Here is a 16897-nt window from a genome sequence, read left to right as displayed (position 1 = left end):
CTACGATAAACGCTCTTTTTAATAGTTGATATTAAATTATTTCTTAATTTTGGCTTCAAGCAATGTAATATTGATCATTTTATGCATTATATCAAAATCGCTATAATCTCATTGTTATTAATGTTTTGCACATCATTAATAATGACATCCTGTAAAAGCAGTAGAAGCAATGTATCTGACAAAACCGGTGTACGATACAATGATCCTCATAATGGCGGTTTACAAATTAATCGCAAGGTTAAAGAATCTCCTGGCCCCGGTTTAATAGGTATAGAAGGAGGTACATTCGTATTAGGAGGAAGCTTAAATGAAGACCTAGGTTATTCTCATGACAACCTGAAAAGGCGGGTAACAGTAGCTTCGTTTTATATAGATGAAACAGAGGTTTCTAATGCGGATTGGCTCGAATATCTGCATTGGATTGCCCAAAATTATCCTGAAGATGGGAAGTTGTATTATGATGCCCTTCCCGATTCATTGGTATGGAGGAACCCTTTATCATATAATGAACCATATGTTAATTTTTATTTACGCCACCCATCCTTTCAAGATTACCCTGTAGTGGGTGTAACATGGGATCAGGCTAATGCTTACTGTTTGTGGAGGACAGATCGTGTAAATGAACACATCCTTCGCCAAAGTGGCGCCTTGGTAGATTATAAGACACTAAGTGAACAACAGGGTAGAGAAGGTCAAGCCTTTAATACCGATATTTATTTGAATGGTCAGATTCAAGGAGACGGCATAGATGGCAAGAACATGCCTAGAGACACTAAAATCGGTGCAGCAAAAGATGCAAAACGCATTGTGCGCATGGAAGATGGCATCCTTAAACAGCCCTATAGACTTCCTACGGAAGCAGAATGGGAATATGCTGCATTGGGTTTGATCGGCAATACAATAGAAGGCAACATTGAGAATAGTAAAGCTTATCCTTGGAATGGCTTGGGTGTACGCTCAGGAAGCCGTAAAAATCAGGGTCGTATGATGGCTAACTTCAAAATTACCAGCGGCAATAATATGGGAGTTGCGGGAAATTTAAATGACGGTGGCGATATAACGGTTTCTGTTAAGAGCTATGCTCCTAACGATTTCGGATTGTATAACATGGCGGGCAATGTAAATGAATGGGTAAGCGATGTCTATCGCCAACTTTCCTACGAGGATTTCGAAGACTTTAATCCGTTCCGTGGCCACGTTTTCATGGACAATGAATATGAAAATACCGACAATCGGACGTTAGCAAAAGATAAATACGGTCGCCCGATAAAGGTTCCCGCAAAAGCAGCGAGAAAGCAAACTTGGGAAGAATTGCAAGCAGCTAAAACCGGAGATCCATCAACCACTAGCTACGACTACGATGTAAGAGGGTTCAAAGATGAAGAACTCAAAGAGTTGTACGGGAAAACTACCTTGGTTAACGACAAATCACGCGTTTATAAGGGTGGATCTTGGAATGATAGAGCCTACTGGTTAAATCCAGCAACGCGTCGTTTTATGCAACAGAATGAATCCAATGCGATGACGGGATTCCGTTGTGCGATGACAATGGTAGGTAATGTATATGGTCCTTCTTCTTCAGGCAAAAGAAGTTCGGCTACGCCGTAAACGCCTTATATAGAATAACACAAAAGGCTTTGGCATTTCATGCTAAAGCCTTTTTTTTCTGAAAGTGTCTATTTCTCAAAGGCCATCAAGAACTTTCATGCCCGTTGGTTATTCAATGGATCATGAAAGTTTGTTATATATAGTTAGCGTTTGTATTTTTTTTACTAAAGGAAGTATTAAATTAGTCAGGTTATTATTCGCTGATTTCCAATTTTATTGGTAGCCAATAATATCTATACTTTAACTTTTTACCCTCATCGGCGGGCGGCTCTCCTTCTTTTGCTTGGCCAAAAGAAGCAAAACCCAAGACTTGGTCAATGTTACGCTAAAAGCTTTTGGATTTACTAAACAGCTCCAAGCCGCTTCGCTTTGTGGATCTGTTCTTAACGCAAATCTACAAGCTTTCTTAACGCTACATCGACCTAGGTCGTCTTTTTAATCCAGCTGAAGTATAAAATAATATCGAGAAAAAGCACCAGCCTTACAAATTGGACAAATATCGCCTTAGCGGGTCGACAATAGCAGGAATGGTGAACCGTAGTGTCGAGCCGGTACAGCGATGATTTTTTCCCTTCTTTTTATAAAAAAAGAAGTCGCCCTGCGCCGGCGATAGAGGCGCATAAAAATTGATTAAGAAAATCCTTCCTTTTTTTAAGAAAAGAAGCTCTTTTCAAATAAAGACATAAAAAAGCCCGCAGTAAGCGGGCTTTTCTATATCTAATAAAATAAAACTAAACTATCCTTGAGGCGCATCAGCAGACGGTGCTGCTTGACCTTGGTTAGGTTTATCTTCACGTGGAGGACGAGGTAACAACACCTTACGAGAAAGCTTCATCTTACCTTGTTTATCAATATCCAGTAGTTTAACCGTTACCATATCACCTTCTTTCAATACACCTTCCATCGTTTCAAGACGCTTCCAATCGACCTCAGAGATGTGTAGTAAACCGTCTTTGCCCGGCATAATCTCTACGAATGCGCCGAAGTTCATGATGGACTTCACCTTACCTTCGTAAATTTCACCAACTTCTGGTCTGGCTACGATATTTTTGATGCGCGTAGTAGCTGCATCTATAGCAGCCTTGTTGTCGGCAAAGATCTGTACAATACCTTTGTTATCTACTTCTTCAATAGAAATTGTAGCTCCAGTCTCACGTTGCATTTCCTGGATAATTTTACCACCGGGTCCGATAACTGCTCCAATAAATTCTTTATCGATAGTTAATTGGATAATACGAGGCGCATGTGGTTTATAATCTTCACGAGGAGCATCAATCGTTTTCTTCATCTCGTCTAAGATGTGAAGACGCGCTTCTTTCGCCTGGTCTAATGCCTGTGTAAGCACTTCCCATTTCAAACCATTTATTTTCAAATCCATCTGACAAGCTACGATACCATTTTCTGTACCAGTAACTTTAAAGTCCATATCACCTAAATGATCTTCATCGCCTAAGATATCTGATAAAATAGCATATTTCCCCGTTGATTCGTCCGTGATCAAACCCATTGCAATACCAGAAACAGGAGATTTCAATTTCACACCCGCATCCAATAGCGCTAGTGTACCAGCACATACTGTCGCCATTGATGAAGAACCATTTGATTCTAAGATATCAGAAACTATACGAATCGTGTAAGGGTTTTCCGCATCTGAGGGTAATACTTTTTTCAATGAACGCATAGCCAAATTACCGTGACCAATTTCACGGCGACCAGCACCTCTATTCGGTCTTACCTCACCCGTTGAAAATCCCGGGAAGTTATAATGCAAAATGAATTTATTGTACCCATTGATAAAAGCACCGTCAATCATTTGTTCATCGTCTTTAGCGCCCAAAGTAACAGAAGTTAACGATTGCGTCTCACCGCGTGTAAACACAGCCGAACCGTGTGCAGCAGGTAAAAAATCAACTTCAGACCAAATCGGACGTACAGTACGTGCACTACGTCCATCTAAACGAATTCCTTCATTTAGGAGCAGATTACGAACCGCATCATATTGTACATCATGAAAATATTTCTTCGCGAGAAATTTGGTTTCATCATCGATATCCTCACCTAATTTTTCAAAAAAATCATTACCTATCGTTGCAAAATTTTCAGAACGATCGTGTTTTGAAGACCCTGATTTAGCAATTTCATATACCTTATCGTAGGTCGCACTAAAAATTTCTGCTCTTAATGTTGGATTTGAAGGCTCGTGATTGAATTCACGTTTTACCGTCGATCCCACCAAGTTTGCTAATTCAACCTGAGCAGCTACTTGTTTTTTGATTGCATCATGTGCAAAAGCAATTGCTTCGACCATTTCAGTTTCTGAAATTTCGTTTGCTTCACCTTCTACCATCACAATGTCCTGAGCTGATCCAGCTACAATAAATTCCAAAGAAGCATTTGCTAATGCTGAAAGGCGAGGATTAATAACCAACTGACCGTCGATTTTCGCCACGCGTACCTCTGAAATTGGACCGTTGAAAGGAATATCTGACACCGCCAAAGCTGCTGACGCCGCCAACCCGGCTAATGCATCTGGCATAATATCTTTATCCGCAGAAATAAGTGAAATCATCACCTGTGTATCTGCATGGTATGTATCCGGGAATAAGGGACGTAAAGCTCTATCAACCAAACGAGAGATTAACACCTCATAGTCGGATAATCTTGCTTCACGACGTAAAAAACCACCGGGTATACGGCCGGTAGAAGCGTATTTTTCTTGGTAATCGACTGATAATGGTAAAAAGTCTACTCCAGCTTTAGCTTCTCTTGAAGAGACCACTGTTGCCAAAAGCATCGTATCACCTTGTTTTAATACTACTGAACCATCCGCTTGTTTAGCCAATTTACCAGTAGACAATTCGATTGGCGCTAGATCTCCGCCTAAATCAATTGTAACTTTTTTTTCGTTATAACTCATTGTTTTCTTGTTGTGATGCATTTTGCGTCAATTCTGGAATGCATCGATTGTATTTTACATTTTAGTTGCACAAAGGTAACTAAAATTTACAAAAAAGCCACCTACGAATGTAAGTGGCTTTTTCATTGTTTTTTCTAAAAGCTTATTTGATGATATCACGTAAACCTAAGCCTTTAATGATAGCACGGTAACGGTTGATATCTTTTTTGTACAGATAAGCTAATAATGAACGACGCTTACCTACTAGCATTTGTAGTGAACGTTGTGTGTTAAAGTCTTTTCTGTTTTTTTTCAAATGCTCAGTTAAGTGAGCAATTCTTTTAGTAAATAAAGCTACTTGTCCTTCTGCAGAACCTGTGTTTCCTGCTGCACCTGCAAATTCCTCGAAGATACCAGCTTTGTACTCTTTACTTAAATACATTTCTTGAATAATATTAAAGCGTTAAAAATTTAATGAATTGGATGCAAAGATAGGAGTAATAAGTCAAAAATAAAAATTTAAAAACCTAACTAACCTTTGACCTCTTTTAACTCCTAACTCTCTAGCCGTCTGCCTCCTCTACTTCTAACCCCTAATTACACTTTAACATAGATTTTTTTCCTGTCTAACCAATAACATATTGCCCACATTAGCACAAGGAAACAAAGCGAATAGATAAAAGAACCTATTTCAGGCGGTCCGGGAATCTCAGCGCACACATTTCGGTAAAACCATACAAGTGCGGTTGTATATTTCGGCTCGCCATTCTCTCCTACTCCGTCAGCAATACGGAACAAACCGAGAAAACGTGGCAACACCCCACTTAACACAAAAATAAACAGTGGATTTTTACCAAATACATCAAAAAATTTCGTTAACTTATTTTTGACACCCTGTACTTCAATGTACCAAATCATTCCGCCAATCGTCATTATACCCAATCCGGTAGTATATAATACATACGAACTTGTCCAAATTTTCTTATTTATCGGAAAACCCAATGACCACACCCATCCAAATACAACAAGTACAAATCCCGTTACCAGAAGTCCTGACAATAATTTGAAGTGAGGTTCTTTACTTGTTGGAACTTTAGTCCACAACCAATCTACCTGTCCTTGATTTTTAATATATACTCCTGCTAAATAACCAAATACAACTTGTACAATCGCAGGTAAAGTACTCGCTATCCCCTCTGGATCAAATGGGACTCCCTCACCTTTGTACATATGTGCAATCCCTAGGAGATGTTTATCGATGTCTGTTCCGAACCAGCCGTCCAAGGAATATGGAGCCGTTCCACCTAAGAAAGCACAAAAACCCCAATAACCCAACAGAATTACTGCCGAGATATAAATTAACAAGCGAGGCTTGAAATAATAAGCCAAGATAGATGCAAAGAAATAGGCAATGGCAATCCGTTGTAAGACCCCGAAAATACGTATGCCCTTAGAAGGGTCAAGGCTATTTACCCATTCCTTGGCCTGAAGTTCATTTCCCACCCAAGTGACAAACGGCCACCAATTCAAGAATAGCCCAATCGCAAAAATAAGCACAGTTCTTTTGATCACCTTCCTCCAGAAAATACCAGACCCTGCCACCTGCAGCCTAGGGATCACAAAAGACATTGCATTTCCCACTGCAAATAGAAAAAATGGGAATACCAAATCGGTTGGCGAACAACCATGCCAGGATGCATGCGTCAACGGTTTAAACATATGAGCCCATGTTCCCGGATTATTTACCAGAATCATCAGGGCTACAGTGGCTCCCCTAAATACGTCCAAAGAATAATAGCGCTGTTTCATAATTATATATAATTCGTTTCCCTTGTAGAAATGCTTCGGTATGTTCTACAGGGAAAGAGTACGATGACGAATATAATACTTTTTAAATCGAATTAAAGAATAAGTCGCTTTTGACAATACTTATTAAAAAAATTAAAAAGTATTTGGAAGTTAAATTTATTTTAATGTATCTTTAACATAGTTTTAAACTTTATTATGATAATGAGTCTTGAAATATCTATTTTAAAAAGCCTCTATTTTACAAATCCGCAATCTATAGCTGATTTAAGTAATGATATTGGAAAAAGTCTTCCTAACATTACAAAGACTGTTAACGTCTTATTGGAAAAAGGTATTATTGTGGAAAATGGATTAGCACCTTCTACCGGGGGGAGGCGTCCGGTCCAGTTCTCTCTGCATGTAGAGAATCTCCCATACATTTTAGCAATAGCTATTGATCAATACTACACAAGTATTGCTTTAGTGGATTTTTCCAACAGAGCGATCAAACCTACCGAAACAATTACAATAGACTTAAAGGAGTCTGTTTCTCCGACAGAAGAAATAAAAAAACTGATTGACGACTATCTGCAATTTTCAAATACAAAAGATATTCTGGCGATAGGAATTACAGCCCCGGGATTTGTCGATTCGCACGCCGGCGTTAATAATTCCCATCCCAAAGACAGTGATCTCTATAATTTACGGAAAATCATAGAAGACCATAGCCGTATCCCAACTTATATTGAAAATGATTCTACCGCCATTGCGATAGCCGAACAAAAACTAGGATCCATAAAGGATATCGACCATGCTTTAGTGGTTAATCTAAATTGGGGTGTAGGATTGGGAATGATAATAGATCACAAATTATTCAAAGGACATAGTGGATATGCGGGTGAGTTTAGCCATATTCCCCTATCCAATCTTAACAAACTTTGTTCCTGCGGGAAAAAGGGTTGTCTGGAAGTGGAGGCCTCTCTTCTTGCTGCTGTCGAATCTGCAACCGAAAAAATGGTAAAGGGAGAACAATCGCTACTTTCGCCAACTTTCAGAAAAACCAGAAAGATAACCGGTGATGAATTGCTTGACGCAGCTGTAGATGGAGATCAACTTGCTATTGAAGCCATTAACAAAATAGGCTATATGCTTGGGAAAGGGATAGCCACCTTAATCCATATCATCAATCCTGCAAAAATAATAATCAGTGGCAGGGGTGCAAAAGTCGGTCACATTCTTACTCCTCAGATTCAAAGCGCTATACTGGAATTTAGTATCCACAGGCTATCAAAGAACACTGCAATCGAAATATCAAAACTAGAAAACGCACAACTTTTGGGCTCTGCTTGTATTGCCGTAGAGCATTCAAAATGGAAAAATTTAAAACTAGAAAGTATTATAAACTTAAAACAACAAACAAAATGAGCAAGTTTTACCTAAAATGCTGCTATCTATCGTTGTTTATGCTTCTGAGCATTACGACAATATTTGCACAGCAATCTGTTACGGGGACAGTATCAGATGCAAACGGGGTCGTTCCCGGGGTTACCGTCGCCGTACCCGGTACCACACGTGGAACACAAACAGATGCCGATGGTAAATATACCATTCCAGCATCGAACGGAGAGAAATTACGTTTTTCCATGATCGGTTATACGTCTCAGGAACTGACGGTTTCTTCTACGACGCACAATATTACACTACGGGAGGATGCAGGGTCTTTGGATGAGGTTGTCGTTACAGCGATGGGGATAAAGAGAGAAAAGAAATCTCTCGGTTATGCCTTCCAAGACGTAAAGGGGGATCAGTTGGTAGATGCCAAAGAAAATAATATATCTAATGCACTAGTAGGAAAAGTATCTGGTTTACAGGTTGTAAAAGGTTCTAACGGACCGGCTTCTTCTTCAAAAATCATCCTCCGCGGATTTAACTCTCTAAAAGGAGACAATCAGCCGCTCATCGTTGTAGATGGTATACCGATGAATAATCGGGCGGGTAATCCGGATAAAAATAATGATTTTTGGAATCCTTCTACCGACTTAGGGAACGGTCTAGGTGATTTAAATCCAGAAGATATCGAAAGCATGTCTGTTTTAAAGGGAGGTGCTGCAGCTGCTTTATACGGTTCTAGGGGAGGAAACGGTGTTATTGTTATTACGACAAAATCCGGGAAAGCACAAAAAGGCTCCGGAATCACTTACTCTTCCACTTTAGGAATTGAAACCCTATTTATGGTACCAGAACTTCAAAACGATTTCGGTCAAGGTACAGATGGAAGTTTTGTAAACACACAATTTAATAGCTGGGGCGCAAAAATCGAGGGACAAACAGTAACCAATTGGAATGGGCAAAACACCACTTTAAGGAGCCATGATAATATCGGAAATTTCTTTGGCACGGGGATTAACCATACGCAAAACATTACCTTTCAGCAACAATTAAACAATAATACCAACCTTTACACTTCCGCAACATACCTCAATGACAACAGCTTAATTCCTGGCTCATCCATGAGCAGATTAAATTTACTGACCCGGGTGACAACCAATTTTGGAGAGAACAAAAAATGGTCTTCCGATGTAAAAGCACAATACATGAACATTGACGCGAAAAATCGTCCAATAGCTGGTCAAAACCAGTCCAACATGTATAATTCACTGTTTTTATTCCCGCGCTCATTAGACATTACCGAGTTCGAAGCTGCTACTGAAGGTAATGGAAATATGCTCTGGTTTGGGAACGGTAACGAAGTTAACCCTTATTGGATTGAAAAATACAGATTAAACAACGATAAAAGAGATCGTTTTCTTTTGAGTGGATCCTTAAAATATGATTTTAACGAGTGGTTAAATGCAGAAGCTAAATTAGGCTCAGATATTTACTATACGACCATTGATAACAGAACTTATGCAGGAAGTCCATTAACAGATGACGGCGAAGGCAGTTATTCATTTGGTAATAATAATTTTTATGAAAACAACTACATGTTTTCCTTAAATGCCAGAAAAGACAATCTATGGGGTAAATGGGGCGGAGCGGCCTCCTTATTTGGTCAAATTATGACTACAAAATCAGAGTACAGAACTACTGAGATCGGTCAATTGATTATTCCGAACGTCTTCAATCCTAACAACGGGATTAGCAATCCCAATATCAAAACAACGCCAAGCGAGAAGCAAATAAATTCCATTTTTGCTACAGCCGAACTTAATTATGATGGTGTTTGGTTTCTGAATCTGACAGGTAGAAATGACTGGTCTTCAGCATTGAGCAAAGAAAACCGTTCTTTTTTCTACCCATCTATTAATACATCTTTAATCGTAACGGATCTTCTTTCTAAGTCTGGAAGTAGCCTACCTTCATGGTGGAGTTTTGGAAAAATCAGAGCCTCGTATGCAGCAGTTGGTAATGATCTGGATCCGTTTCAGTTGTACAATACATACAAACTAGAGAAGGATCCTAACGGCAATACCGTGACAACGCGAGAAGACGTCATGTACAATGAAGATATTAAATCCGAATTGATCAAAACCTATGAAGCTGGTATCGAAGCAAGATTTTTCAATAGCCGTATCGGACTAGACTTTACATGGTACAAAACAAATGCAACAAATCAAATAATTGACGTACCGATGGATGCTTTCAGCGGGTACCAACGTCAATTTATTAATGCCGGAAACATAGAAAATAAAGGAATAGAAATTTCATTGAACGCGAGAATTTTAGAAAGCTCCGAAAAACTAAACTGGAATATAGACGTGAACTTTTCCAAAAATAGGAATAGGATCATTGAATTGTCTGATGTCACAAAAACATATAACCTACTCGCTTTAGAAAATATATCCATAAGGGCAGATGAGGGTTATGATTACGGTGAAATTTACGGATCAGCTTACAGCAGAGTGGAAGATCCGGACAGCGAATATTTCGGAAAAATGATTGTTGCAGCCAATGGTTTGCCAACAGAAGGGCCATCCACATTCTTAGGAAAGCAAAACCCCTCAGCGCTTTTAGGTATTACTAACTCCTTTTCTTACAAAAATTTTGGATTAAGTTTCCTTGTAGACGGAAGATTCGGCGGAAAATTTTTCTCCGGAACAAATGCGGTACTACAGCAATTCGGTGTTGCAGCGGCAACAGTAAACAATGGAAATAGAGATCGATTTGTCGTAGATGGTGTAGTCAGTAACGGAAGCGGAGGTTACGACGTAAACACGGTAGAAGTAAACCCACAACAATATTGGGCTGCAATTGGAAATCCAAATCTGGGCATTACCGAACGTAATATGTATGATGCGACGAACGTACGTTTAAGAAACGTATCATTAAGCTATTCGTTACCAAGTTCCGTGCTTAAAAATTCCGTTGTACAGCGGGCTAAAATAGGGTTAACGGCCAACAATGTTTGGATGATCAAAAGTTATGCAAACGGAGTAGACCCTGAATCCGTATTTGCAATCAGTTCAAATGCGGTCGGTTTCGAAAACTTCTCTACCCCGACGGCGCGATCTTATTTCCTTAACTTAACAATAGGATTTTAATTTAATACCAGATTAAAATGAAAAATAACATGAAAAAAATTGCAATAGTCATCGCATTAGCCACCGGATTTATCGGGTGTTCTAAATTTGACGAAATAAATACGCACCCTTATAACGTCAATGATGAATTAACTCAACCCGAGTATTTCTTTAACAAATCGTTGACCGATGCGCAGCAAGACCCTAATATTGCTGAACGGATTTTTGTATTGGACTGGAAAACAGCGGGGCGACAACATTTAAGCAGTGGCTTAGCAACGGGCACAGTAAACGATTCATGGTCAGCTGAATACTGGAAATACTCCAGTCAATGGCATAGTAATATTCATTTAGCTATCCAAAAAGCCGAGGGTCAATTAGCAGAAAATGCTGCATTTGATTACACCTCCAATATGCTGCAGGTTTCTAGAATCTGGCGAGCTTACCTGCTAACGGAAATATCCGATAACTTTGGCCCCATGCCTATCGAAAACTCCAATGGAACCAATCCTGTCCCTTCCTCAACACAAGATGTTTATTACTACGCATTAGCCGAACTTAAGGACGCGGTTGACAAATTGGATGTTGCTGTGCCTACAGATGATCGGATAAAAAAATACGATCGAGCTTATCAGTTTTCTTGGGAAAAATGGAAAAGATATGGAAATTCCATGCGACTGCGCCTCGCTATGCGTCTTTCGGAAGTAGATCTTACAAAAGCAAAAGAAGAATTCGAAGATGCGGTGCGCGTTGGATTATTTATTGAAGACGCTTCCCATAACTTCACAGTAGCAGAAAAAACAGGATGGGACGGTCTATCAGGAGTCATGTCTAGATCTTGGAATTCACAGGTTTTGCCAAGTACGCTCAATAACATCTATATTGGCCTAGGGGGAGTACCGTCGTCATCTCTGGTTGGCCCATCTATGCAATCTTATATAAAACCAGAAAACTATATTGGTAAAAGATACGACAAGCAATTCACATCACTCACCAATGATCCCTCAGCAGGGTATTGGTTAGATGGATTGCCCAATAAAATTGATCCGAGAGCGTACAAAGCATTTTTCATTCCTGGTGATTTTACGAATTCAAATTTTCTTGCAGATAATAATGAGGCGAAAATTACAACAAGTTATCTTGTGAATGCACCTGGAGATACCATTAAATTAGATACAAAATTTACTTGGAATGCATTTGCTATAGGAAGTTGGGGAGAGAAAGGAAGCAAAAACAATATGTACAATGTCTTAGTAGGTAAGTTACCTGCTCTTTCACAGGCTTTTCGCGCATCGACTAGTTCACGTATTTTCTTCGCGAACTGGGAAACCTATTTCCTCTTATCTGAAGCATCTTTGCGCGGCTGGAATACCGGAACAACTGCTCAAGAGGCTTATGAAGATGGTGTAAAAGCAAATTTTGACTATTGGGATGTTAGCCAGTATGCCACACAATATTTAGCCTCAGAAGAATTCAATCGTGTAGGGACCTCAGTCAAATTTACGCATACGACCGAGCCTGGTGTGGGTAAGCAGATGAATTACATTGACGGGTATACAAACGCCAATGGGACAGTTACCATACCGTATCCAACAAACAATTTATATCAAAATGGAACTGTAAAAAATGATGCGTTGACTAAAATTATCACGCAAAAATTTATCGCTAATCTTCCCTGGTTACCTTTAGAATCATGGAATGACCACCGAAGACTCGGTTTGCCATTCTTCGAAAACCCGGCCATAGAGGTTGCTCTTACCAACATGCCAGATTTGACAAGCTCTAATTACATGACCAATAGTATCAAATTTTATCCACAAAGATTGCCTTATCCATCCAATTTCAAAAGTGGATCGTTAGAAGGCTACAATACCGCTGTCTCTCATTTAGGAGGCCCGGATAATGTATTTACTCCGCTTTGGTGGGCTAAACAGAACTAGGTTTCCATTTTTTAACAAACTAAAAGCGCTCGAAAAACCGAGCGCTTTTTTTATTTTTTATCTACCACAGGAATTAACAGCTTGTTCAAAGTTCCTTCGCTAAAACGCTAATTAATTCCCAATGTAAACTCACGACGTAATCCGTATAACAAACAAGGAGCAAGCGGCACACAGGTTAAATAATGTTTATTTCTTCATGACGCGCCAACTCACATCTTATAACTTCCGCGCCATAATGCGCAACCATGTCATGTTTAACTACAGCAAATTGGCTTTTTACATTTTTTTTTCTATATTAGGAAATATAAAATCGCTAAAATTCCGGGTAATCCAATAATACTAACTAATTCAAATATACAATGACGATGACTTTTCAAGATTACTATATAACGAAAATCAATACCATTGTATTAACCGAAAGCGCAAAGAAAACGGATCTTATTTTTGTAATCTTAGCGCAAAACTCGTTATGGACCGAACATTTCCCCACAGACGCCTTCGCAGATACGAGTACCTTAAAAACGGAAAGCGACCATACCGTATTTGACAAAAAATGGTATCGGCGTATCTTATCTGCTTTAAAATGTAAAAAGCCATTTCATATCATTTCATATGCGCAATTCTACTATTTAAAATATTATGCAAATGATCTACCTCCTTTCACAGACAGGATTATGATCATTGAGGACAATCTGCGCCAGCTGTTTCCGATCACTAGTACTGAATTTCTAGAAGAGACAGCCGAAGAAAATATAGAGCAACGGCCAGCTAATTTACCCTTTCATCAAATCGAGCAAATGGTAATACATGGTCAATACTACTATTCGGTAAATCGTCCAATGGATAACTTCAATATATTTCCTATGTTCGAAGAGGCTGCCGAAATACAACCGTCGGAACATGGAGATCTCCCCGTTATTGATTTGGCATCTGATCCATTTGCGCTGGACATCTTAATTAATACCTGTATAGCAGAGCAGGATTTTCATAGAAGTATGGCCATCAAATATTATGACAAGCAATTGATCGATAAAAGGACGCTGACAAATTTACAGCGATGGAATGCGGTATTAAAACAGTTTGGAGGAGAACTCTTTCTCGGAAAGATGGACCAAATCAGCGACAAGTTACCTGTTCAGGAAGAAACACAGGCACTCCTAAAAAAATACTGGGGAAAAGACGCTACTTTTAGAAAGCTTGCTATTTACAAAAATCCGGATCAAGGAAATGAAGTTATTGAGATATCACAAGGCCTGATCGTGGAAACCATTATTGCAGAATATAAGAACGCAAAACTCAACAGTGGTAACAGAGATATATTTTTAACCGCTCCGACAGGCTCCGGGAAATCCCTGATCTTTCAACTGCCAGCCTACTACGTATCCGCGCAAAACGATGTCAGCATCGTGGTGTCTCCACTTATCGCATTAATGAAAGACCAAGTACAGGGCATTCTATCGGAAAGACAATTTGAAAAAGTAGCCTATCTAAATGGCGAGCTATCACTTATCGACCGCGAAAAGGTAATTGATCGTTGTAAAAATGGTGAAATAGATATCTTGTATATGTCTCCAGAATTACTTTTATCGTACGACCTTTCCTATTTCATTGACCAGCGTACACTTGGACTTCTCATCGTTGATGAAGCGCATCTGATAACAACTTGGGGAAGGGATTTCCGGGTTGATTATTGGTTTCTGGGAGAGCACGTACGAAAACTTAGAAAACATCACAACCTCCATTTCACCATGGTGGCTGTTACTGCTACATCGATATATGGAGGGACTAACGATATGGTATTTGATAGCATGGCTAGTCTAAACATGCAGTCTCCCCATATGTTCATTGGTCAAGTAAAGAGAGATGATATTACATTCGCCGTTCATAACTACAATGGCTTCGAATCAAAATACGAAGCAAATAAATTACAACAAACGGTTTCCTTTATTACGGAAGCACACGATCTCGGATTAAAAACGTTGGTATATACGCCCTACACAAGACATATCAGTAAGATCATGGAAGCCTTGAATAGTAGAAAGCTTGATATTGCCACAGGTTATCACGGCGGTATGGCTGCAGAAATCAAAGAATTCGCGTTCCGACAGTTCAAAAGTGGGAAAAAGAACATCATGATCTCGACAAAAGCATTTGGTATGGGGATCGATATCGCCGACATCGAGCTAGTGTATCACCATGCCCCCTCTGGGCTATTGCCTGATTACATACAAGAAATAGGAAGAGTAGCCCGACAAACGGATATCACAGGGCTAGCAGCGATAAACTATGCACCAGAAGACCTACGCTACGCCAAGGCGCTCAATTACATGTCTGCCATACGACCGCAACAGATTCAAGATGTATTGCAAAAAATTCACCTCTCTTACCTACGTAATGATAAAAACAGAAACCTGATCTTATCGACCGATGATTTCGAGTACATTTTCGAGCAGGGGCAAGATATTCAACAGAAAGTGCTAACGACACTCATGATGATCGAAAAAGACTATCTTGCCAAATATCGATTTCCCGTCGTTACCGCTCGTCCGAAGAAACTGTCTGTTCAAGGATACGCCAAAGTTAGCGCACAAGATCTTGTAAACTTGGAAAACTTCTATCCGAATACACATCGATCTATCAGCATACGAAAAAATGGCGAGCATATCGTCGCATTAGACCTAGACAAAATCTGGAAACAGTACTTTAGCAAACAAAGCTTTGACGCGTTAAAAAACACATTTTACACCGGTACTTTATTCAAACAAGATAACATTACACTGACTCCGCAGATAAAGATCACATTCGTACAAACGGATTCTTTCACAGCTATATCTTATAAAATACGTCGCACCTTCGATGCCATTGAACAGGTTTTCTCCCTCCTAACCGGGTATTTCACACAATATGAATTTGAACAGCAGCTCGGTAAGAAAATAACAGACAAGGAAATCGTAAAAAAGATTAGCCATCTGTTATTTACAGCCTATATGACTGCAGCCTTTGGGCAAAAAACCTACCTCCCGCATATCTTTTTACAAAGACGTAAAGTTGGTGGTGAGGACAAGTATATTGCGTTGACCAATCCTTGTAGCAATACATTTACCGGACTGACAAATAGACTACAGAGTTTATTTGGAAATACGGAAAAACGGACTGTGAGTCGATTTCTGACAAGCAAACGTGCTAACTCTGATAGCTATGTCAGATTGGGGAACTTTCTCGAGATCTTAGGATTGGCCACCTTCGAAATAAAAGGTGGATCAAATACGTTGGTAGCCATCCGCTTAAACGATCCAGCCCGTTTAGAAATCGACACCCACCATGCGGAATACAAGAACACTTTGCTTGATAAAACACTGGAAAGACATGAATTAAACATGCGGCTATTCGATCATTTTTTCCTCAATGATTTTAGTCACAACGACAGATGGAGATTTATAGAAGATTATTTTTTAGGTATGGAAGTGGATGCCTTATTCGGAAAATACCCTACCTCGGATAGAAATAATGTAGACCTGAAAGATCAGTTGGAAAAACTAATCCTTTCTAATGAAGGCACTGTAAAGAAAAAAGGGACAGAACCGGAGGAGGAGGCAGAGATAGTACCCCAAACTGACACCAACTTACATATCTTTTCGGCGACAAAAGATAGTGTATTGACGCAAAGTAAATTACTTACGATTGAAACCGAAGACGAGGTACGTACCATGCGGATTTCCGAATGGTTGATGAATGATCCCGTCGCCCTTGATAAAAATAGACGTGCAATTGATTTTAAACTGGATATCAAAACATACGGTATTTTAGTATCCAAGTTAAAAGCATATCACTTCGAGTATTACCGCGGAACCCTCCGCCTACAGCTCGTGATCCAATTTAAGGGATATAATACCCCCTTGAAAGCTATTATACCCTATACCGACCATCCGGTCGAATTTTACATGTGGTGGTGCGAGAATCCAGAGCAAATCACCATGAGTTTTAAAGAAAAAATTATCCTGTTTGATCATGTTAACAGAAAAAAACCGAAAGCACTGAAAAGTGAACATAAGAAAGTTATTTCAGGCAAGTAACGGGCTACAAGCCCCTACTTGTTACGGTAATCTTACCACTGTTCAAAGCTATCTGTTTGCTTACGATAAGAT

8 protein-coding genes are annotated in these 16897 nt (G+C 39.5%); 5 read left to right on the top strand and 3 right to left on the bottom strand.

Annotated features, from left to right (window positions below; all coding sequences use genetic code 11):
• Positions 1 to 141: 141 nt before the first annotated feature.
• The gene (locus C4F40_RS01910) at positions 142 to 1608 is read left to right on the top strand and encodes an SUMF1/EgtB/PvdO family nonheme iron enzyme (protein WP_231389885.1); all 1467 of its coding nucleotides are present in this window, start codon (positions 142 to 144) and stop codon (positions 1606 to 1608) included.
• Between the two features lie 736 nt (positions 1609 to 2344).
• Here C4F40_RS01910 and pnp read toward each other — a convergent pair.
• From pnp to C4F40_RS01895, 3 genes are all read right to left on the bottom strand, one after another.
• Positions 2345 to 4525, bottom strand: coding sequence for a polyribonucleotide nucleotidyltransferase (gene pnp, locus C4F40_RS01905; RefSeq protein WP_196937683.1), 2181 nt, complete (start codon positions 4523 to 4525; stop codon positions 2345 to 2347).
• A 142-nt stretch (positions 4526 to 4667) separates the two neighbouring features.
• Positions 4668 to 4946 carry a 30S ribosomal protein S15 gene (gene rpsO / locus C4F40_RS01900; protein WP_196937682.1) on the bottom strand — a complete coding sequence of 93 codons (279 nt, stop codon included), beginning with the start codon at positions 4944 to 4946 and terminating at the stop codon, positions 4668 to 4670.
• A gap of 155 nt (positions 4947 to 5101) precedes the next feature.
• Positions 5102 to 6313: an acyltransferase family protein gene (locus C4F40_RS01895; RefSeq protein ID WP_196937681.1), complete on the bottom strand. Its 1212-nt coding sequence runs from the start codon at positions 6311 to 6313 to the stop codon at positions 5102 to 5104.
• A gap of 195 nt (positions 6314 to 6508) precedes the next feature.
• Between C4F40_RS01895 and C4F40_RS01890 the strand changes: the two genes are divergently transcribed.
• The 4 genes from C4F40_RS01890 (at position 6509) to C4F40_RS01875 (ending at position 16825) form a co-directional block, all read left to right on the top strand.
• Positions 6509 to 7717: an ROK family protein gene (locus C4F40_RS01890; RefSeq protein ID WP_196937680.1), complete on the top strand. Its 1209-nt coding sequence runs from the start codon at positions 6509 to 6511 to the stop codon at positions 7715 to 7717.
• A complete protein-coding gene (locus tag C4F40_RS01885) occupies positions 7714 to 10833 on the top strand; it encodes a SusC/RagA family TonB-linked outer membrane protein (protein ID WP_196937679.1) in 3120 nt (1039 codons plus the stop codon). The genes C4F40_RS01890 and C4F40_RS01885 overlap by 4 nt, the downstream gene beginning before the upstream one ends.
• Before the next feature lie 29 nt (positions 10834 to 10862).
• On the top strand, positions 10863 to 12752 hold the full coding sequence (locus C4F40_RS01880; protein ID WP_231389884.1) for a SusD/RagB family nutrient-binding outer membrane lipoprotein: 1890 nt from the start codon (positions 10863 to 10865) through the stop codon (positions 12750 to 12752).
• Between the two features lie 365 nt (positions 12753 to 13117).
• A complete protein-coding gene (locus tag C4F40_RS01875; RefSeq protein ID WP_196937677.1) occupies positions 13118 to 16825 on the top strand; it encodes a helicase-related protein in 3708 nt (1235 codons plus the stop codon).
• The last annotated feature ends 72 nt before the right edge of the window (positions 16826 to 16897 follow it).

It is taken from the genome of Sphingobacterium pedocola (genome assembly GCF_015209965.1).
Taxonomy (GTDB): domain Bacteria; phylum Bacteroidota; class Bacteroidia; order Sphingobacteriales; family Sphingobacteriaceae; genus Sphingobacterium; species Sphingobacterium pedocola.
This window is presented reverse-complemented; position numbering and strand designations above follow the sequence as displayed.